The 20,954-nt window shown below is 43.3% G+C and carries 14 protein-coding genes and 1 pseudogene; 8 read left to right on the top strand and 7 right to left on the bottom strand.

The window, feature by feature from the left end; all coding sequences use genetic code 11:
- Positions 1 to 41: 41 nt before the first annotated feature.
- On the bottom strand, positions 42 to 203 hold the full coding sequence (locus Q4561_RS11185) for a hypothetical protein (RefSeq protein WP_303460578.1): 162 nt from the start codon (positions 201 to 203) through the stop codon (positions 42 to 44).
- On the opposite strand from Q4561_RS11185, the gene Q4561_RS11180 reads away from it, so the two are divergent.
- The gene (locus Q4561_RS11180) at positions 190 to 2,325 is read left to right on the top strand and encodes a response regulator (protein ID WP_303460348.1); all 2,136 of its coding nucleotides are present in this window, start codon (positions 190 to 192) and stop codon (positions 2,323 to 2,325) included. The two genes, Q4561_RS11185 and Q4561_RS11180, sit on opposite strands and share 14 nt — an antisense overlap.
- 5 nt (positions 2,326 to 2,330) lie before the next feature.
- Here Q4561_RS11180 and Q4561_RS11175 read toward each other — a convergent pair whose 3' ends face one another.
- From Q4561_RS11175 to Q4561_RS11160, 4 genes are all read right to left on the bottom strand, one after another.
- Entirely contained in the window at positions 2,331 to 3,290 is a 960-nt protein-coding gene (locus Q4561_RS11175; RefSeq protein ID WP_303460345.1) for a WYL domain-containing protein, read from the bottom strand.
- 209 nt (positions 3,291 to 3,499) lie between these two features.
- Positions 3,500 to 4,087: a hypothetical protein gene (locus Q4561_RS11170; protein WP_303460343.1), complete on the bottom strand. Its 588-nt coding sequence runs from the start codon at positions 4,085 to 4,087 to the stop codon at positions 3,500 to 3,502.
- Positions 4,088 to 4,101: 14 nt separating this feature from the next.
- Positions 4,102 to 8,124: an ExeM/NucH family extracellular endonuclease gene (locus Q4561_RS11165; protein ID WP_303460341.1), complete on the bottom strand. Its 4,023-nt coding sequence runs from the start codon at positions 8,122 to 8,124 to the stop codon at positions 4,102 to 4,104.
- Between the two features lie 347 nt (positions 8,125 to 8,471).
- Positions 8,472 to 11,042 (bottom strand): M1 family metallopeptidase, encoded by a 2,571-nt coding sequence (locus tag Q4561_RS11160; protein WP_303460338.1) that lies wholly within the window; start codon positions 11,040 to 11,042, stop codon positions 8,472 to 8,474.
- A gap of 417 nt (positions 11,043 to 11,459) precedes the next feature.
- On the opposite strand from Q4561_RS11160, the pseudogene Q4561_RS11155 reads away from it, so the two are divergent.
- Positions 11,460 to 11,885: pseudogene (locus Q4561_RS11155) on the top strand (enoyl-CoA hydratase-related protein); the annotation flags it as partial.
- Positions 11,886 to 11,931: 46 nt separating this feature from the next.
- The gene (locus tag Q4561_RS11150) at positions 11,932 to 12,174 is read left to right on the top strand and encodes a YdcH family protein (RefSeq protein ID WP_303460332.1); all 243 of its coding nucleotides are present in this window, start codon (positions 11,932 to 11,934) and stop codon (positions 12,172 to 12,174) included.
- Positions 12,175 to 12,248: 74 nt separating this feature from the next.
- On the opposite strand, the gene Q4561_RS11145 is transcribed toward Q4561_RS11150, so the two are convergent.
- Both Q4561_RS11145 and Q4561_RS11140 read right to left on the bottom strand, forming a co-directional pair.
- Positions 12,249 to 12,500: a hypothetical protein gene (locus Q4561_RS11145; RefSeq protein ID WP_303460330.1), complete on the bottom strand. Its 252-nt coding sequence runs from the start codon at positions 12,498 to 12,500 to the stop codon at positions 12,249 to 12,251.
- 1 nt (position 12,501) lies between these two features.
- Positions 12,502 to 13,548, bottom strand: coding sequence for a LacI family DNA-binding transcriptional regulator (locus Q4561_RS11140; RefSeq protein ID WP_303460327.1), 1,047 nt, complete (start codon positions 13,546 to 13,548; stop codon positions 12,502 to 12,504).
- Positions 13,549 to 13,685: 137 nt separating this feature from the next.
- On the opposite strand from Q4561_RS11140, the gene manD reads away from it, so the two are divergent.
- The 5 genes from manD (at position 13,686) to Q4561_RS11115 (ending at position 20,875) form a co-directional block, all read left to right on the top strand.
- Positions 13,686 to 14,903, top strand: a complete 1,218-nt coding sequence (manD, locus tag Q4561_RS11135; protein ID WP_303460325.1) for a D-mannonate dehydratase ManD — start codon at positions 13,686 to 13,688, stop codon at positions 14,901 to 14,903.
- Between the two features lie 43 nt (positions 14,904 to 14,946).
- Positions 14,947 to 16,083 carry a Gfo/Idh/MocA family protein gene (locus Q4561_RS11130; RefSeq protein WP_303460322.1) on the top strand — a complete coding sequence of 379 codons (1,137 nt, stop codon included), beginning with the start codon at positions 14,947 to 14,949 and terminating at the stop codon, positions 16,081 to 16,083.
- A gap of 13 nt (positions 16,084 to 16,096) precedes the next feature.
- Entirely contained in the window at positions 16,097 to 17,887 is a 1,791-nt protein-coding gene (locus Q4561_RS11125) for a transporter (protein ID WP_303460321.1), read from the top strand.
- The gene (locus Q4561_RS11120) at positions 17,875 to 18,768 is read left to right on the top strand and encodes a hypothetical protein (RefSeq protein WP_303460319.1); all 894 of its coding nucleotides are present in this window, start codon (positions 17,875 to 17,877) and stop codon (positions 18,766 to 18,768) included. The genes Q4561_RS11125 and Q4561_RS11120 overlap by 13 nt, the downstream gene beginning before the upstream one ends.
- Positions 18,769 to 19,033: 265 nt before the next feature.
- Positions 19,034 to 20,875 (top strand): bifunctional diguanylate cyclase/phosphodiesterase, encoded by a 1,842-nt coding sequence (locus tag Q4561_RS11115; RefSeq protein WP_303460316.1) that lies wholly within the window; start codon positions 19,034 to 19,036, stop codon positions 20,873 to 20,875.
- The last annotated feature ends 79 nt before the right edge of the window (positions 20,876 to 20,954 follow it).

Genomic DNA, 20,954 nt, shown 5'->3' with positions numbered 1-20,954 from the left:
TTCATTTTACTCCTGTTATACACCTATATTTTACGTCCACACTAAAGTATTAAATAGCCTTGTAGCCTTGCCATGCTGCGCCAAGTGGCTCCTTTCATACGAAAAACTTTGTATTTATCCCCACCATAAAATTGCGTATATCCAAGCGATCCATTATCTTTTAAGTACTCAAAGACAAACATTATTTTTATGTCAATTCGCATAAGATACACCTTAGCGCTTCTCCTGATTGCTGGGCTTGTTACTGCGTCAGTATTTACAATGAGAACACTGTTAGATGATCAGCGTCTTGATGCGGAAATTATCAATATTGCTGGTCAACAGCGAATGCTGTCTCAGCGCATTGCATTACTGGTGCAAAAGATAAATGCATGTGGTCAAGATAGCGCCGCTTCAACCGCGATGCTTGATGCTGCTATTCGCACTTTTTCAAGTAACCATAGCAAACTCACTTCTTTACCTTCTTTGCCTGCTAGTATCTCCGATATGTATTTTGGCGCTGGCGAATTAGACGCAAAAGTTACACAGTATATTTCGCAAGCTAAATCTCTTGTTAAAACACCCCAATGTTCGTCGTCAATTGCCATTCCTATCGAGCAAGCAACGGTGTTATTAAAACAGCTTAATACTGTGGTTTATACATTTGAACAGGAAGCCAAAGGGCATGTAGATGATGTGTCATCCCTAGAGTTTTATTTATGGGCGGTCACGATATTTTTACTCGCTATGGAAGCGCTCTTCATTTTTGCGCCTATGGATAGAAAAATAAAGAGAACTATTCAGCACCTTCATAAAGCTTCAAATAAAGCAGAGGTAGCAGCGCAAAAAGCCCAAGAGGCCAATAGGGCAAAATCTGAGTTTTTATCCAGCATGAGCCATGAACTGCGCACCCCGATGAATGGTTTATTCGGCATGATTGAACTCGCAATGGATAACCCCGCTAAAAGCGACAATTATTTGCGAAAAGCCAAAGCCGCTGGTAGACAATTGCTTACACTAATAAACGACATTCTAGATTTATCGAAAATAGAAGCGGGCAAAATTAGTGTAGAAAAAGGACCGGTAGACTTACTTCAGTTATTAGACGAAGTGGTGTCGATACAGCGTATTTACTGCCAAAATAAAGGGCTGGCGTTTTATTACAATAAACAACAGAATTTGGCCCCTGTCATTCAAGGTGACATCACACGAATAGCACAAATCTTACATAACTTGTTAAGCAATGCTATTAAGTTTACCGAATCTGGCAGCGTGTCTTTGTCGATAAGCCAAACTACAGATACGAATGGCAACACCTTACTGTTTTCGGTTAAAGATACTGGTATTGGCATAGCGAATGAAAAGCTAACTACGATTTTCCAAAAGTTTGAGCAAGCCGACCAAACCACCACACGTCATTATGGCGGAACAGGGCTAGGCCTTAGTATTGCAAAAGAGTTAGCGCAATTAATGGATGGCGATATTACGGTTACCACTACTGTCGGAGTGGGTAGTGATTTCACATTAACCCTTCCTGTTATTGAAGAGTCTTTACCCGAAATTGAAGTTAAGCCTGGTGCCACCTTAAAATGTGCAATTGTGGACGACTTACTCACCAGTCGTGAATATCTTGAACATGTGGTTGCCGCCATGTCATTAATACCCACAAGCTACTCTAGTGCCAAAGCATTTTTAGAAAATACGCCTAGTAACTACCCCGTTATTATTCTCGATTTATCCATGCCTGAAATGAGCGGCGTAGACTTATTAAAAGAATTATTAACGTTAGGCATTACGCCGTTTCCGAAAGTCATCTTGATTTCAGCCGAACTAGAACAGCTAGAATGTGGAAAAGAGATAAGTGACATGATTTGGCGCACCCACGCCAAGCCTATTATTCGCAAAGATCTAGAATTGGATTTACAACACCTTGTCACGCAAGTTAGCGCCCCTGCCCCCTTACCATCAGTTGCCACTAAGAAATTACGCATTCTAATTGCTGAAGACAACGACATAAATGCAGAAATTGTAAAAGCCATGCTTGAAAGTGAAGGTTATAAAATTATTCATGTGAAAGATGGAGAACAAGCGGTAGCGGCCTGTACTAAACACACTTTTGATTTCATTTTAATGGACTGCAATATGCCCGTAATGGATGGCATTATGGCATCGAACATTATACGAAATGAGTTAAAGGTGAACACGCCTATAGCCGCGCTGACCGCCAATGCATTCCCAGAAGATAAAGAAGAATGCTTAAACGCGGGCATGAATGATTTTCTTACCAAACCATTAAACAAAGAGTTACTACTTTCATGTATTAAGCAGTTTACCCAAACGCGCTAAGCTGCTTACTCGTAGCGCTTTTCTTCACCAATATAGCCTGGCGCAATGGCCAGATTATCGGTATTTTCCAGCGTTTCTTGATTACGTAACCACAATTGGTATTCACCGGTTCGTAGGCTAGCGTACTTCGTACAATCTACGTTCCACCTGCGCAATAAATACCCCGCCATAGCAGCTCGTACTTCAAGCTGAAGTACCCCCTCTTCCATACCATAATCAAGCTCAATGGCAGTAGGATGGTTTATATTTTTCGGGTGCGGCACCACTTCTAAGGCTATTTTTCTCTGCCATGCTTCATCAGCAAGGCTTTGTTCGCTTAATGCAGGGGCGGCCTTTAGGGTAACTTTACTAATACGGGTTAGCACGAAATCTCTAAAGCTTCCGGTTTTTCTATCAAACGCACGCACGTGCCAACGCTGGCCATTATCTACAATGCTATGGGGTACCAATTCTCGCGCCCCCGAACCACTTGAAAGCGATGTATATATAACACTCACCGCTTTATTGTTAACAATGGCTTGCACTAATTTTGCTACCACATAAATGTCGGGCACATTTAACGACGATGCACTTTCTACTGGAAAATGAATATCTCCGATAGCATCGAAACCATCTGAAATATCGTTCGCCAACTTTACCAAGGTTCTTCGGGGATCGTGCTCGAATAAGGGCGTGAATGTATCAGTTTGAAAATAACGTTTCTCTCTGGCGTCATACGTAAGGTTATTTGGAGCTAACACTTTGTATAGGCTGAAATCGCGAGAGCCCGCAGACAAGCCCACTTCGAAGCGGCCAATAAGATCTTGGCGATAAATCGCCCCTTTGAACAGCAAACAAAAATCGATATACGCCAACCGCTGGCGCTGAGCAAAGCTGACAGTATCAAGACTGGCGTTTTCTGAAGGTGAAGCATCGCTGAGGCCGAATTCTGGCCCGTCATTGCCTAGTATTTGGGTGGCAGACATAATATTCCCACTTGACTGTATTTTTAAACAGTGTGGTTTATTTTGATCCAGCTGTAAATAAAAATTTTATCGTATGCGCTGCTGGTAGCCTGAACGAGAAGTACTAGATGATTTAGCGAGTTTAAAATATAAAAAACCCAGCAAATGCTGGGTTTTTATTAAAACGCTTTGTAAAAAGCTTATTTCACTTTATCGCTAGAATATCTCGATTAGCGACGAGCCTTAACCCGCGATACCGCCAAACCGAAAAATGCAAGTAATGCTAGAACACCAGTACTTGGTGCTGGAACTGAAGTCGCTTCGACAGAAAACGCGGTTGAGGCCGTTGATACCGGCGTTCCTAGGAATGAACCAAGCTCACTCACACTAGCAGTAAGACCGAAAAGCGCGTCTGAAACGCTGTTTAAAGCGGTAAACTCAAGCGAGAAAAGTTCGAAAGACGTTAGTCCAGCCTGAAGAGAAAACAGGGTAGAAGTGAACCCTGCAGACTGTATAGAATACATTCCCAATCCTGCTGGTAAAAAAGCACTCAAAGCCCCTGCCCCCAATTTATCACCAAACATAATCGAATTATCATTGTATGAAACAGTTGTAGGATCTGTCATCAATGACATCACAAAACCACTAATGATTGGCTGTGCCAGATTGCTGTCTTGCAACTCGGCTATATCAATCCAAACATTGGCAGTTATTGTATCTCCCACGTTATATATAGTTTGGTCAGTACTGATGTTGATCACCGCTGCATGCGCACTGAAACCAACTAGTGCAAATAAACCAATAATAAATTTTTTCATTTTCTAATTCCTACTTATTCTACTGCACAACCAGCGCGGGTACACATGGCCATTAAGGCATTAAGGTCAAAGAAATTAACCATGCCATCGTTATTAAAATCATTCGCCAAATCGCTTGCACCACCTGATAAGAACAAGCCATAGAACGCCATAATGTCGTTGTAATCTACGTCGTTGTCGCCATCAAAATCGCCAGGTTGAACCGCATCTGGGAAGTTAAGCACTACCAATACTGGATCGTGATCTGAAGAGCGGTACGCATCAGCACCATAATAATCGGTGATTTGCGCGTCAGTTTTAAACTCTTCGTTGTAATCAAACACTCGAGGCTCATCTGCATTAATGTGCCATACCGTCGCATCAACCACGTATTGAGTTAACGTAGGGCTTGATAGCGCGTGATCTAGGTAACCAAGCTCGCCATCAAAGGTGTATGAGTACGCCGAGTCGCCACCAAAGGTGTTAACTAGGTTGGTATAACCTGCACTTTCAAGGGCCAAAATAGGCTCCTCTGCAGCATACGCGTTCAAGTCGCCCATAATTAACAAGCGGTCAGACAAGGTATCGCTATTGTTTTCCACAATGGCAACTAAGCCATTAGCTGCATCGGTACGCAATGCGTTCCAACAGCCTTGACCATCACCTGAATCGGCGTTATCTCCGGTAGCACTAGAACAGCTTCCTTTCGATTTAAAGTGGTTTACGGCAAGGGTGAATGCTTCACCGTTAGCGTTCACTGTAAATGATTGAAGAAGCGGCTGACGGTTACCATAGTCAAAAGGTGATTCAGACGAAGTCACTGCATTACCAAATGGTGTGACTACTGCAGGCTTGTAAATCATGCCTACTGCAATTTCGTCGGTACCTAGCGCTTCAGTAATTGACACATAGCTATAAACATCGCCGCCCATTTCAGCATTAACTGCTGCGGTTAGCGTTGCAATGGCAGAGTCTTCACCGTGTCCATCATTTTCAACTTCTACAAGACCAACAACATCCGCGTCCATTGCCGCTAATGCTGCAACAATTTTCGCTTCTTGGCGTACCAATTCAAATTCATTGGTGGCACCACGAGAGGTTGGGAAATCTGGTCCATCGAAATAGTTGAGTACGTTAAAGCTAGCCACTTTTACGTCTCCGGTTAGGCCGATTAATGGGTAAGCCGTACGTGCATTAGTGCGTACTAATTCTAAATCCATCACTGGTAGCAATTGATACTCGCTGAACGAGTAATGCATTACACCTGTTAGGTTTGCAACCGTATCACCTAGGCGAAGTGGATTATTGTGAGTTAGCCCACCTACTGGGAATGGAATACCATCTAGATTTTGGCTGTTTGAAGCATCATCTACCAATAACGTATTGAGGGCATTTTCTTCCGCTAATGCTAATGCGTCAGCAGAACCCGCAGGATATTGGTTTGTGGGGATCATCACGCGTTTAGAACCCACGTTAAACTGACCGTAACGGCCTAGGTTGTACACATCATTCACTAACAAAGATTGTGTAAAGGTAATTTGCATACCTTCATAGGCTTCAAGGTTAGTATCAGCACTAAATGGCATGCTAAGTTCGGTGTATAGTACACTGCCGCCCGCACCTAGTACTTCAACTTCACCTGATAATACAAACTCAGTCAAGTCGTTATACTCAACTACATCACCTTGCATGCGCACTAAATCACCTACCGCAGGGTAAGTATCAAGCGAAGTTGCATACACAAACACACCTTCAGATGTTGCATCGTTACCGTCAGAATCAGCCATTTCTTCTTGAACGAAGAAACCAGATAAATCTTCAGCTACCTTAGTCACAACCGCTTCAATAATAACGGTTGTGTCAGCCAATGGTGATGCATCACCGTCGCCCTGCAGTTCACTGATAAGTACCAATTCAACCGTTGGGTCTACCGGATCGACTGGGTCAACAGGGTCTGTCGGATCAGTTGGATCAGTTGGATCAGTTGGATCTGTAGGGTCGGTTGGATCTGTAGGTTCGACTACACTACCGTTGTGAGAACCAAAATAATCGAAGGTATTTTGGCTGTAACTATCCCATTCGCTAGCGGGATCGAAAGCGGGGTTGCGGGTTGCATTACCTTCGGTAATTGAAGCCTTACGTACTAGGGTTACATCTTTACCCCAGTCGGTATCTACGCCGAATGTACCAACAGCATCAATGGTTTCGTCGCCATAGCTTAGCTCGATGTAGTCGTCACCATTGAAGTTCATGACAAAACTACTTATCGTTGAACCTGTAGCAAGTACTTCTTCTGCGCTAGCATGGCTAAAGGTGGCCACGGCACCAGAGGCTAATGTACCGCTAAGCGCTAGCACTTTCTCATCACCTACCGCAGTTGCGCCATTAGAAAGCAGTTTAAGCTTGTAGTTACTTAAATCTACTGTTTCTGTAGAGCCGTTGTAAATCTCTATGGCTTTGTTAAAACTGCTACCTTCAATGTATTCAGAAATAAAGACTGCGTGGCCTGAGCCTGTGCTTCCGCCAGTTGTGTCTCCGTCGTCAGTATCATCATCTGAACCGCCAGCATCGCTACCGTCACAATCAGTGTTGAAGATTAGCGAGGCTAACTCTGGCTTATCAATAAACGGGTTACGGTTACCTTGGAATTCGAAAACTTTACTGTTTCGGTCTTCCTCGAACTCATCTACTGGGTCACTTTCATGCCACTGTAACAATACACACAGTTTGCCATGCGCCGCTTCGTCAGTGCTGGTTAAACGGTCAACTAATACCAAGTCTTCTTCCGATTCACTGGTATCGCTTCCATCGTAACGTACGTCCATGTAGAACATAGCGCGCGCTACATCGCCTTTTACTGAATCACGAGGTTCAAAAGAGTCACTATCAATTTTGTTTGCTGGCGCTTCAGATAGTGCACCGTCACTGAAATCAAAATCGAGATTACCGCGAGAACCGTTTACCGAAATATCGGTCGGGCGAAGGTGATGAATATCGGTATAGGCTGCAAGGTTATTGCTAGAGAAACCATGGCTGTTTGCCCAAACGTGTTCTCTGTTCCAGTTATCTTGGTTACTACTTTGGGTACCGCTACCGTTACTAAATTTAGCTAACGACGTTCCCATGTAGAACAATACTACATTGTCTGGGTTGGCTGGGTCTTGATCGGTATCGGTAAGGGCTGTCCATGCTTCTGAATAAGAAAGCTGGTGGTGGTCTAGCGAGATAATATTTTGTGCCAGCGCTTTGAGTGTTTCAGCGCTTTCATTGTTCGTTATTGCGGTATCAAGCTGCGCATAATAATCAGCTTCAACATATTCGCTGGGTAATTTAACCGCGGTTAAATCAGGGCAGTTAAAGCAACTTTCAGTTAATGTACGAAGTGTGTCGTCAGATACTTCACCATCATCGCCGCCTTCATCGCCACCACCTTCTTCGCCAGTCGAACCGGATAGTATAACGCTGTCTACAAGGTGATATTCACCCCCAGCACTGTTCTGCATGACTAATTTTATCTGAAGCGTGCTTCCATCAGGAATAGCGGCATTTACTAACGCACTCGTATAATCATCAACCAGTGTGTGGCTATCAGTGCCTGACTCATGGGTCACTAGCGTAAAAGCGCCGCCATCAACAGAATACATTACATCAAAGAAATCTGACGATTCTTGCCCACTCAGTTCTGAAACAGTTACATCAAGCTGCAAGTCAGTTAAGCCGTTTACGACAATAACTTCAGACAACCACACTGCAGGACCATCTACGTCGCGAGCACTAAGTTGGCCACCATCGACTTTAAACCAGTCAGAAGCCGCAGTTAAATCGGCATCTGAAACATCAATACTCCAGCGCGTAACGCCGTCCATATCAATAGTAACACTGTCACCGCCAACGGCTCCTTTGCCGTTTAAAGCGTCTGCATCGAAGTTCTCTTCCCAAATAACATCTGAAAAAGCACTAAAAGAAAGCGGTAGTGTTAATACACTACCTAATATCAATTTCACGCACAAAGCTGACTTACTCAACTTCGCTCGCCCTTGTCTACCCAGTTTCGCCATGTTGTTATCGTCCGCTTTTTATTAGGAGAGTATTAAATTATATACTTGCGTATACACAGCAAGAACTTGTACAAAATAATGTCAGTTTTTTATTATCATAAATAAATCAAAAGCTTAGGGCTTTTAAATAAGTTTATTTTTTGATTAACTCCAGTGTACTTAGGTACAGGTAAAACTAAGTGGGTAAATTTTGCGTAAAAGATGGGGTTGTAACAAAACTGACGCTTACCGCGCCCTTATGTGACATTTTGAAGTAGAAAATAAAAAAGAGGCTGCCGAATGGCAGCCTCTTGCGTTTAATCACAGTAATACTGTTGATTTATATAGATATTAATTAATTCTTATATTTAATTTCCATAATTAGATAAGAATTTATTGAAGTCTTCTTGGTAAGTCGCTTTTAATCGCAAACATTGGTTCGATTCATCTAACATAATGTCGAAGCTACGAGCCATTCCTTCGTACTTATCTTTTATTGGCTTATAGAAAGCTTTAGCCATGTCCAAGTTTTCAGTACTGCATGTAGTTGATACAAATTCAGGCATACGAGATACATGGTAATCAGGCATTTTGGCAATTAATGCATCTAGGTTTTTATCTAACCATTTATACAACACGGTTTTAAGTTCTAAATTGCGCGATACCCGCACCAACATATAAAGGGTATTTGCAGGTGTAATATCATCGGTTAAGGCTAAATCTAGCATCTTGTTTACCGTGACTTCATCGGTATAGCGCATTGAATAAAGCAAGGTACGTTTAACATTGGGTAGTTGGGCTTCTTTGAATGCAGCGACTAATGTATCGTAAAGCTCTTCGTCGCTGTGCTTCGTGGTTACGCCTATTGCGGTACCTGCAATACCTGCTGGAACTGCACTGCTATCTTCAATGTACTGCTTAGCTATCGATTCACTCTGCTTAATCAGGGTTTCATTGTTCGCTCTGTTTCCAAGCAAGCTATAAAGCTGGTTTCGTAGGCTAATAACACTTTCCGATTCGCCGCTTTCTGGCGTAAGCGTAAGTGAGTTGAGCAACGGTAAATATTCTTGATTTAACAATGCAGCATAATTAGCTTTATTGTCGTCGTTAACCAAGTAATCAAACTCAGCCAAAACACCTACCGCAGCACGTTTAACAACAGGGTCATTATCTTTCGCCAATGCATTTAATACCGGCATGATGCTATCAATATTCACCTTACCCGCGTTAAGCAATGCCTGCATGTTATAAAGCACGTTTTTCTTTTCACGATTGTTCAGCACGTCCAAATCGCCAAGTAAGTTATCTAGTTGCTTACTTGAAACTGCCCAGCGAAAATAGCCTGTGGCGTTATCGTTAGGGAATACCCAGTCAGCTTCAGCAAGTTGAGGCAATTGAGTTTTCGCTTTATCTATAAATACCACTTCCTGCTTTATTTCACCATTTACTTTATAAGTAAGTTTAAGCGGAACTGCCCAGGTTTGCGCTTCTACCGTTGCGCCCGCGTAATGGAAACGTTCCTGCGTAATAGTGCCGTTGTCATCAATAGTAATAAGCGGGTAAGCAGGTTGCTCTAAGTAGGCTTTCATCATGGCGCTTAAATTAATGTCTGACACACCATCAAGAGCGGTCCATAAATCATCAGCAACCGTATTGCCCCACGCATGGGTATTCATATAGTTGCGTACGCCTTCACGGAACTTTTCAGTGCCAATTAACGACTCTATCATTTGCAGAATAGACTCGCCTTTTGAGTAGTTTAGCCCCAGACCATCCATAACATCCGGTTGAATACGCACTACTTTTTTAACCGGTTTAACCGTAGGGCTAGCGTCGGCACCAAACGCAGATTCTTGCACGATACGATCGGCAAAATTAAGCTCTGGGTACAATTCCATCATGGTGTAGCTTGCCGCCCACGAGGCAAACGCTTCGTTTAACCATAAATCATCCCACCATGCCATGGTAACTAGGTTACCAAACCATTGGTGCGCCAACTCATGTGCAATAACGTTAAGTGGCCCTTTACGCTCAGTTAAGCCTGGCTCATCTTCTAATAGTAATAAGCTGTCGCGGTAGGTGATAAGCCCTACGTTTTCCATCGCGCCGTGGGTGAAGTTAGGCACAGCAACAAAATCGAGCTTTTTGTAAGGGTATTTAATATCGAAAAAGTCTTCTAGCGTGGCTAAAATTTCAGGGGTGTGTTTCACCACAAACTTAGTTTTATCTGCATAGCCTTTAGGCACATAGATTTTACCTGGTACCGACAAACCTTTTAGTTCAACACTATCAAACGGCCCTACCGTGTAAGCAATTAAGTAAGTTGGCATAGGTTTGGTTTTCTCAAACTTAACCGTTTGCATGCCTTCGCTAACATCACGGCTTTCAACCGGTGTATTCGAAACAACGACCTGTTTTTCAGGTGCAGTGATGGTCATTTGGTAAGGTATTTTAAATGCGGGTTCGTCGAAGCTTGGAAAAGCTTTACGTGCATGCATATCTTCAAACTGCGTAAATATGTAGTTTGTGTCTTCAAAGCGAGACAAGTACATACCATCAGATGACGTATTCACCTTGCCTTCGAAGTCGATGACTAGGGTGTATTTGCCTGGAGCAATCTCGGCATCGGCTGTACCCCAATTAATGTTGTAATCACCTTGCTCAACATTCAGTGCTATTACCCGCTCATTTTGACTAAGCTTGGCATGAGTAACGGTAAGGTCTTGCTGATAAAAGCCCACTTTTTTCGTGGCTGAATTAACCGTAATGTTAATGCGGGTAGAACCCGAGTAGTTTGGAGCATCAGGATCTAGGTTTAAATGAATGTCTTGAAAGGTTGGCGTAACAGAAGATGGTAAACGGTATTCCACATCTTTTGCTAACACTTGAGTCGTTAGCACCGCCAAAACACAACTGAACAACGTTATGATTCGTCTCATATCTTATAATTCCATGTAGAGAGGGGCTCCCTTAAAAGAGAGTATTCCCTTTGAAAGAGAGCATTACCCGTAAAAAGGGAGCATTGCCCTAAGTATAATCGCGAAGGAGCATAATCAGCTTTAGCGTGTCACGCAACGTAGGCAGTCGCAAATGAAGTTTGAAATTGTTACGAGAAATGTCCAGCGCATCAGATAGTTCATTCAACTGAACAACCATCAAACTTTCTGTCTAAGACTTGCTTAAACACTGTTCGAATTACATGGGTTTCTCCACAAGCTCCCTCTATCTTCAACAAAAACCATAAACTGTATTCACGGTTTTACCAATTATTAAGTCACTCAAACCCTGCTAATCTTTTATTGGCAAGTTAATCTCAACTAAAAAATGAATTAACAAACGAATGCGACCAGAGGAATATGAACATGGGCAGATTGCCTTGCGGCGGTGGCGAGTCTCGCATGACTTTTCAAACCGGTCTAGGCCGGGCCCTTGAAATCATTCTAAGTGCTCGCGATTTCAGCGCCGATGAAGCCGAAGCTTACGGCACTATTAATAAAGCGCTGGAGCCTGACGAAATTGGGCCTTATGTCGATGCACTTGCGAAACGTATTGCCCTGTTTCCCGCAGAATCGATTAACGCCTGTAAACAAGCAGTATACGAATCTATCGACAAGCCTATAGATGAAGCGTTACGTGCAGAAGCTTACTGGTTATATCAAGCTACCAGTAAAACCCCTGCTATTAAGCGCTTCAACGAAGCTGATATCAAGGGAATGGAATACGATATGGAGAATCAACGCAATTGGAATGATCTAGTCGTAGCCGTGCAAGATATTAAATAACACTATCAAAGCAAATAAAGTCATCGAAAAATTTTAGGAGCATATTATGTTAGGTGAAGTTCACTCATTGCAATCTGACTTTCCAGAATACAAAGATACCATCGAGAAACTGGTAGAAAGTGACAGTTTGTTTGCCAGCGAAAACAAACAGTACAATGCTTTAGATGAAGAAATTCGCAAACTTGAGCTAAAGGGCGGCCCAACCACCGACGAAACATTGCATCAAATGAAGCACGACCGAGCAGTACTCAAAGACACTCTATATGAAAAGTTACAGGCGGCGAAATAGCCCTAAGCGCATAGATAGCCCTAAGCGCGTAGTTTTAAAAGTGGCGGGGCATTAACCTCTCGAATGCTTCGCCGCTACTTCATATGTACCTTCCCACCAATAATTTTAAACGCTGGCGCCCCTCTTATTGTGGCTTCCCGAGCAAAAGGTTGCTCACACCCAGGGCATACACACGCTGTAGCGGTGTAATCTTCAACAATACGTTCTTTAAAGCACTTAACCAGTGCGCCTTTGCCACCTTTTCGGTATTTGAAAATAGGCGTTTTGCATTTCGCACACGTTATTTGTACCGTTCTAACAGGCCCTTTCTTATTTGGTTTAGCCAATTTATTTGGCTTCGCTATTCACGGTCAATCCCATGGTCGCCTTCGGCGCGGCGCAAGAATCTCGTTCGGTGATAGAACAGGAGATCATGATTTTCTGAGAATGCCGGTCTTTATCTTCAATTAATTCAAGAAGAAGCTGGGCCGCTTCTTTACCTATAATATACGGCTCTTGTTTTACCACCGTGATGGGCACTTTAAAGAACTCCGTCATGGGAATATCATCAAAACCTAACAAAGACACATCGTCAGGAACACTCACCCCTTCTTGGTTTAAGTGCGCTAACAGTTCGGTAGTAATGGCAAGATGCTGCGTAAAAAAAGCGGTAGGCGCAGCGTCCGATTTTATAATTTCTTGCGGAGAATGTTCAAAACCGGTTTCTCGCTGCCAATATTGCACTAACGCTTCATTGTATTGAATGCCGTGCTTTTTAAGCGCATCGGTATAGCCTAGGTACCGTTCATTCCTCGATTTAACGTTTTGATATTCCTGCGTCACAAAACAAATTCTCTCATGACCTAGTTCGATTAAATAATCTGTAGCATCAAAAGCGGCTTTGCGGTAATCAGATAAAACAAGGTTTTTCTCGCTGCCATCATGCTCTAGTTGTACATGTACTATGGGTAAACCTTTATGAATATACTCTTCAATAAGGCCATTGTTTTTACCTGATGAGGCAATGATTATTCCGTCTACTTGCAGTTGAAATAACGCCTCTAACGATTTGGCTTCTACATGGGGATCAAAATCAGTATTGTAAATAAGCGCGTTGTAATTCGCTTTTTTACAGAAGTCGTCCACACCGCGAATGGTTCGGCTGGTATCAAAACCAGTAATATCTCGAACAATAACCCCTATTGTCTTAGTTTTAGTGGCTTTTAAACCTTGAGCAAAGCGGTTAGGCGTGTAGTTTAATTCTTTAATAGCAGCCCGAACCCGAAGCTCGGTTTCCTTCGACATATAGTCGAAACGCCCATTAATGTACTGAGATACCGTACTGTTCGACACTTTGGCTAGGCGCGCCACATCCGCCAATTTCACTTTTTGCATAGCTTTTTCGAAGAGCCCGTGGTTCATTGAACCATTGTTAACAACTTGTTGACATTATGCATTTGTATGCTAGGTTTAGTCAACTAAAACGTTTTACTAAAACGTTTTATATCTCATTATGGAGAGAGGGAAGACTGGTGAAGATTGAAGAAATTAAGGTATTTGTGTGTAGCCCGGGGCGTAATTTCGTTACCGTGAAAGTCATTACAGATAGCGGTATTTACGGTATTGGCGATGCTACGTTAAATGGCAGAGAAATGGCGGTGGTCACATGCCTTGAAGAGCATATTGCACCTTGCTTGATTGGCCGCGACGCCCACGACATTGAAGACATTTGGCAATATCTCTACAAAGGGGTGTATTGGCGTAAAGGCCCCATAAACATGGCCGCCATAGCGGCCATCGACATGGCGTTGTGGGATATAAAAGGTAAAGCTGCCAATATGCCAGTTTATCAATTGCTGGGCGGAAAAAGCCGTGCGGCAGTCACCTTGTATGCACATGCGAGTGGCGACACTATTGAAGACACTATTGATAAAGCGCAAGCCCATATTGATGCTGGGTTCAAAGCCGTACGCTTGCAAACTGCCATCCCCGGATTAGGGGTTACTTACGGTGTGCTTGGCGATAAGAAAGACTACTTTGAATTACAAGGCAACCGCCCTCTCCCTCCGGAAGAGCCTTGGTCTACCCTAAAATACTTTAATATGGTGGAAGACCTTTTCAAGCAAGCTCGTGCTCGCTTAGGCAATGACGTGCATTTACTTCATGATGTGCATAGCCGCCTAACCCCTATTGAATCGGCCCGATTGGGCAAACTACTAGAACCTTATAACCTGTTATTTCTTGAAGATGCCTCCGTAGCTGAAAATCAAGAAAACTATAAGGTGATCAGGCATCACACCACTACCCCACTAGCCATTGGCGAAACCTACAACACCATTTGGGAATGCAAAAACCTCATTCAAGACCAGCTTATTGATTATATCCGTGCGGCCGCTACCCATGCAGGCGGTATAACCGGACTGCGTCGTATTGCCGACTTTGCCAATATTTATAATGTGAAAACCGCACCTCATGGAGCACCGGATTTATCGCCAGTGTGCTTTGCTGCGCATATGCACCTGAATATTTGGGCGCCTAACTTTGGCATTCAGGAATTTGTCGGCTTTGGTAATGAACAACTTAATGAAATCTTCCCCCATAAATATGAAGTTAAAGACGGTACGGTTGCCATTTTAGATGCACCCGGCTTGGGCGTAGATTTTGATGAATCTGCAGCGCAAAAATACCCTTACAAACGCTCTTACTTACCGGTAAGTCGATTGGAAGACGGCACCCTGTGGAACTGGTAAAGCTATTTTGCCCTGTAATAACAAATTCGATAAAGGAAAGAACATGAGTAACCCTATCAAGGTATTAATTCAAGGTACTGGATTTGCAGGCCAAGGGCATGCAGAGGCCTTTAGATATGCTGGTGCAGAGGTGGTTGGCATAGTGGGCAGAACCCCAAGCGTTGTGGAAAGTGTAGCCAAAGAACTTTCAATCCCCTATTTCAGTACCGACTGGCAACAAGCGCTTAAAGACTGTAAGCCAGACATCGTCTCGATTGCCACACCCGGCGGCGCCCACGAAACGCCCATTATTCAAGCCATTGAATTTGGCTGCCATGTGTTTAGTGACAAACCCCTATCTACCACCGGTGATTCTGCTAAAAAACTGTATGAATTAGCCAAAGAAAAAGGGGTAAAAACCGCTTTTGCTTCCAGCTTTCGCTATATGCCTCATGTTATTCACGCCAAACGTTTAGTGGAACAAGGGATGATTGGTGAGCCACTAGAAGTAGAGTGCATTTCACACTTTAACTTAGAGCGTGACATTCCTTTTGGGTGGTCGCACCGCAAAGAAGACGGTGGCGGGCGCTTAAATAATAATTTCACCCATAAGCTTTCTATTGTCACTTCCATTGTGGGTGAAGAGATTTTATCCATGATGGGCGAAGTCCGTAATGATTTGGGTAAAGCTCCTATTGTTGAAGGCGTACACAACTTCAAAAAGCGCCGCGACTTTATACCAAGTGATATTAACGACCCAACCCTCAAATGGGGTGAATCGAATGTAGAATGGTCGTATACCGTACTGGCACAGTTAAAAAGTGAACTTGCAGCAAAGCCTGTCTCTGTGTTGTTTAAACATGGTGGTTTACTACCGCGCTTTACCGACGACCATATCGTTGTTTACGGCAGCAAGAGTGCCATCTTTATTAAAGGTCATTATGCCAGCGGCCCACTTTATTATTATGATGAAAACAACCAGTGGACTGAATTGCCACTACCGCAAGACATCATTGACAATACTCCCGAAGGCGAAGGTGACACAGAACGTAATTGGCGCTATTTAATTCGCGAATTAGTGAACGATGTGAAAGGTGAAACCGTTGCGCCTTATCAAACCTTTAAAGAAGGTGCGCAATACCAGCAACTCATCGATCTTATTCGTCGAAATGACAATTGGATAGACGTTAGCCAACTGTAATTAAAGGTGTCCCATGGTATATGAATATCTCGTTATTGCAGGGTACTTTTTACTGATCCTCGGTATTGGTTTTACGTTTAAATCGATGGCGAAAAACTCCACCAGCGATTACTTTCGTGGTGGAGGTAGAATGCTATGGTGGATGGTTGGCTCAACCGCTTTTATGGCACAATTTTCTGCTTGGACCTTCACGGGCGCAGCAGGAAAAGCCTTTAGTGATGGCTTTGCCATAAGCCTAGTATTTTTTGCTAATACCTTTGCGTATTTTTGTGGCTGGCTCTATTTTTCAGCGCGCTTTAGGCAAATGCGTGTGGACACCCCAACCGAGGGTATTAAACGTCGCTTCGGTAGTCAAAACGAACAGTTCTTCTCGTGGGCGCTAATTATCTTTAGCATGATAAACGCTGGTGTGTGGTTAAACGCTCTTGGTGTTTTCTCAAGTGCTGTATTTAATGCCGACATCAGTTTAACCATTATTGCTACCGGTCTTACCGTGCTGTTTGTATCGGTATTGTCTGGCGCCTGGGGCGTGGTAGCGTCTGATTTTGTGCAAACCCTTATTGTGGCAATTATTTCTATTGCCTGTGCCATTGTTGCCCTTGTAAAAGTAGGTGGACCCGTTGCCTTAGTAACCGATTTCCCTGTCGATTTCGTTATGGGGCCGGACATGAATTACGGGCTATTACTCGTTGGCACCTTCGTTTTCTTTTTGGCCAAACAACTTATTACTATCATGAATCTAAACGATTCTTTTAGGTTCTTAAACGCAAAAGATACGATTAACGCTCGTAAAGCGGCACTGCTTGCCATGGTATTAATGGGTGTAGGCAGTATTGTGTGGTTTATTCCTCCTTGGGCATCAGCCATTCTGTATCCTGATGCCGCTACCGCGTACCCCGAGTTGGGTAATAAAGCAGGCGATGCTGTGTATCTTGTGTTCACCCGTAATGCCATGCCCCTTGGTACGGTAGGATTATTACTAGCAGGTTTATTTGCTGCCTCTATGTCTTCTATGGATTCAGCGCTTAATAAAAATGCGGGTATTTTTGTACGAAGCTTATACCAGCCGTTATTGCTGAAAAAACAGAAACAAGTTTCAGATCAACACCTGCTAAACGTTAGCCGTTTAATCAGCTTTGTTAGCGGCATTATGGTTATCGCCGTTGCCTTGTTCTTTAAGTCGTTAAAAGAACTAAGCTTGTTTGAGTTGATGATGAATGTATCTACGATGATTCAAGTGCCGCTGCTTATTCCATTAATATTTGGTCTATTTATTAAAAGAACACCCCAATGGGCCCCTTGGGTAACCGTCGCTATAGGCCTTACGGTGTCTTGGTTAATGATGAATGTTTTCACCCCTGAGCTATTTGCTGGCTGGATTGGGCTAGAGCAAGAACTTACCCGCCGAGAGTCAATCGACCTTAACCTAATGCTTATCATCGTTGCTCAACTGGTTATTACCGCGGGCTTCTTCTGTGCAACGTCGTTGTTTTATAACCCTGAAAAAGATTCGCATAAAGCGGAAACCGAGCGCTTTTTTGAAGATGTAGAAACGCCGGTCATTGCTGATTTCGAACAAGATGATTACGACCGCCAGCAACGTAATAAATTAGGTGTGATGGTTATTATTATGAGCGTAGGCATGCTCGTGATGATGCTTATTCCCAACCCACTGTGGGGACGGCTTATGTTTTTAGGCTGTGCATTGATTATGTTGGCTATTGGACTGCTGCTTAGGCGCAGCGCCAAATTCGAGCCAGAAACCCCTTCATCATCGATGAGTAAAAAACCATGTTTAGAATAAAAAAACTTGCGGCACTTCAACGTCAATGCATGGCGATAACCTTGCCAAAAAACGTGATAACAACTTTGGCGCTAACTTTGGGCCTAACGTTGGCGCTGGTGGGGTGCAAAGTAAGCAATGAAAGTTACAGCGTAACGTTAAGCCAAGGGATGGATGAGTCGGCAGGCCCTGTACCTGCCTATATTATTTCAACCCCTTCCGCCACTTACTATCTTGAAAAAGAAGGTGGTGGGCTTTCCAGCATGCTTGATAAAGACGGCATCGACTGGATTGGTTTTAACAACATTAAAGGCTCTGGTTGGAAAGGCGAATACCGCGGCTTCCCGAATGCAATTCACAAGCAAGACGGCAGTTATTTCCATGCTATGAATGCAGGTACCGACGCTGCCAACAGTGAAGTTGTTATCGAGAATAAAAATCACGTACGCATCGCATTCACCTCAGCAAACGGAAAATGGGTGGGCCAGTGGGACTTCTACCCTACCCATTGTGACTTCACCATGACACAAATAAGCCAAGGGTATCACTACTGGGTGCAATATGAAGGCGTACCTGGCGGTACCATGGATGACACTGACTTTTGGTATAATTCTGCCACTGATACACGTCATCCGATAAATGATTCACACAAGGGCGATTTACCTAGCCCCGAATGGTATGCCTTTGGCGATGAATCATCCCCTAGAATGCTTTTCTTGCTAAACCATGACGATGACACTTATCCCGATGATTATGTTAGCCGGCCTTATATGACAGTGCTCGGCTTCGGTCGCCAGGGTAAAAACAAATTTTTAGATACGCCGAAAACGTTTTCAATAGGCTTTATTGAATCGGTGGAATATGAAAACGTGTCGGATGCAGTGACACAAGTACTTAAATAAAGCGGGTAACGGTAAACAACACAGATTACCTTCAAAAACGTTTGATATGGGCTAAATATAGGGACGAGTCGCTAACAAAAGCAAAGGTGTTGATGCTAACGGCTAGGTATTGATACCAGACAATGGTTTACCTTCCAATCTGGGAAATTGAGCTATTATTACTGTATGTAGGTAATTTCTTATCCAGCAGGAAGAGTTAAGTATCAGCAACCTCTCTTCGAAAGAAAAAAGCGACGTTTTTAACGATATTCGTCGCCACCGGCTCATGCAAATATGTGGTGTCTGCGCCTTAGGCTTAGCGGCCTCGCTTGCTGTGGCGCGTAACATTACTTTTGTTATTATTTCGGTGGGTCTTTGTTGTCTACTTGCAGCGTTTGGTTTTGCCTATAGACATAAAGTACTTGCCTCTGCGTCTACGTTACTTGTGTCTTTATCATCCATGTTATTTGCATTAGCAGTAACTGGCGCAGGGTTATTTGACATTGCGGTACTTGGCTACCCTACCATGATCATATTTGCCGCAATTTTAGGCGGCGTGGGACTTTTCTTATCCCTACTCTCTTTTGTCATTTTACAATGCATTTTCATTGCTTGGTTATCCCTTCAAGGCATTATCACCCCAAATGTACCAAGTATTAGTTGGCCACATTTAATTTTCATACTGGTGATTTTTATCGTTACCGGTTTTAGCGTTTATATACTGGTTCGCGATATCAAACGGTTAATGTTGTCATTGCATCATGAAAACCAAAAAGTTGAACAAAGTCGTACTCGAATTCAGCATTTAGCTCACCACGATAACTTAACTAATTTACCGAATCGTCTATACGGCGAAGCATTGTTTAATCAGTCTTTAGCAAGTTGCGAAACAACGGGTAAATCACTCGCATTACTGTTCATCGACCTTGATAACTTCAAGCCAATAAATGATGCACTAGGCCATGCCGCAGGCGACCAATTGCTGAAACTCCTCACCCAGCAGTTAAGTGAAATTTTAATGCCTCAGCAATATCTTATTCGATTCGGCGGTGATGAGTTTCTTGTTATTGCGCCAATAGCGCCAGATAGCGACGAGCTAAATCAGCTAGCTCACTCACTGATTTTACAATGTGCATCTGTGTTTAATATTTTTCAAACCCAAGTTACCGTGTCTGCATCGTTAGGAACGGCTAATGCGCCCAAAGATGGCACCGACTTTAAACAACTGTGCCGTAAAGCTGACATTGCCATGTATAAAGCAAAACAAGATGGGCGCAATACTTACCACCATTATGATGAGAGCCTAGATAAAGCCAGCGAAAACAAATTTAAAATGCTGCAACTGTTACGCCCTGCTTTAAGTGAACAGCAATTCGAACTGCACTACCAACCTATTGTAGAATTGCAAAGTGGTGACATTAATACCCTTGAGGCGTTATTACGTTGGCCACAGCCTGATGGCAGCATGATCCCCCCAGACTTATTTGTTCCCTTAGCTGAAGGTAGCGGTTTAATCAATGAATTAGGCACTTGGGTGGTACGCCAAGCTTGCCAATTTTGCGCAAAATTACGTAGACAAGGCCACCCAAACATTCGAATAGCGGTTAATTTATCGGTAATGCAATTTAAAGATGGTCAACTACAACATACGGTAGAAAGTGCATTATACGAAGCAGGTTTACCACCGGAGGCGTTAGAGTTAGAGCTTACCGAATCGCTGTTAATTGACGAAACTGAACAAATTCAACAGCAGTTAGCATCCCTTAGCCAGTTAGGCACCACCATTGCTATCGACGACTTTGGTACCGGGTATTCTAACTTGGTCTACCTTCGCAACTTCAATGCTACCAAGCTTAAGATAGACAGGTCTTTTATTAGCCCATTATGTTTTTCAAAACACGATGAGTCGTTGGTTGAAGCCATTATTAATATGGCCAGTAGCTTGGGCTTAAAAACTGTGGCTGAAGGGATTGAAGATGAGGTTACGTTACAAAAGTTAATCTCACTTGGGTGTGATATCGGGCAAGGCTATTATTGGTCGAAGCCGTTGCCCGAAGATGCCCTTGCGGCATTTTTGATGAATTACTGCGCTGAAACTGCCTCATTGAAACTATCTAGCTCAGATTAAGCCAAGAAATGGTTAACTAAGCCTTTGATTAAACTTAAACTACCCCCCGATTAATCAGCCCTCGGTAACGAAGTACTCA

The organism is Alteromonas sp. 1_MG-2023, from assembly GCF_030547075.1.
Classification (GTDB): domain Bacteria; phylum Pseudomonadota; class Gammaproteobacteria; order Enterobacterales; family Alteromonadaceae; genus Alteromonas.
This window is presented reverse-complemented; position numbering and strand designations above follow the sequence as displayed.

Coding starts and splice junctions, on each gene's coding strand:
- Q4561_RS11180 (WP_303460348.1), top strand. CDS start 190: ATGTCAATTCGCATAAGATACACCTTAGCGCTTCTCCTGATTGCTGGG.
- Q4561_RS11185 (WP_303460578.1), bottom strand. CDS start 203: ATGCGAATTGACATAAAAATAATGTTTGTCTTTGAGTACTTAAAAGAT.
- Q4561_RS11175 (WP_303460345.1), bottom strand. CDS start 3,290: ATGTCTGCCACCCAAATACTAGGCAATGACGGGCCAGAATTCGGCCTC.
- Q4561_RS11170 (WP_303460343.1), bottom strand. CDS start 4,087: ATGAAAAAATTTATTATTGGTTTATTTGCACTAGTTGGTTTCAGTGCG.
- Q4561_RS11165 (WP_303460341.1), bottom strand. CDS start 8,124: ATGGCGAAACTGGGTAGACAAGGGCGAGCGAAGTTGAGTAAGTCAGCT.
- Q4561_RS11160 (WP_303460338.1), bottom strand. CDS start 11,042: ATGAGACGAATCATAACGTTGTTCAGTTGTGTTTTGGCGGTGCTAACG.
- Q4561_RS11150 (WP_303460332.1), top strand. CDS start 11,932: ATGTTAGGTGAAGTTCACTCATTGCAATCTGACTTTCCAGAATACAAA.
- Q4561_RS11140 (WP_303460327.1), bottom strand. CDS start 13,548: ATGCAAAAAGTGAAATTGGCGGATGTGGCGCGCCTAGCCAAAGTGTCG.
- Q4561_RS11130 (WP_303460322.1), top strand. CDS start 14,947: ATGAGTAACCCTATCAAGGTATTAATTCAAGGTACTGGATTTGCAGGC.
- Q4561_RS11125 (WP_303460321.1), top strand. CDS start 16,097: ATGGTATATGAATATCTCGTTATTGCAGGGTACTTTTTACTGATCCTC.
- Q4561_RS11120 (WP_303460319.1), top strand. CDS start 17,875: ATGTTTAGAATAAAAAAACTTGCGGCACTTCAACGTCAATGCATGGCG.
- Q4561_RS11115 (WP_303460316.1), top strand. CDS start 19,034: ATGCAAATATGTGGTGTCTGCGCCTTAGGCTTAGCGGCCTCGCTTGCT.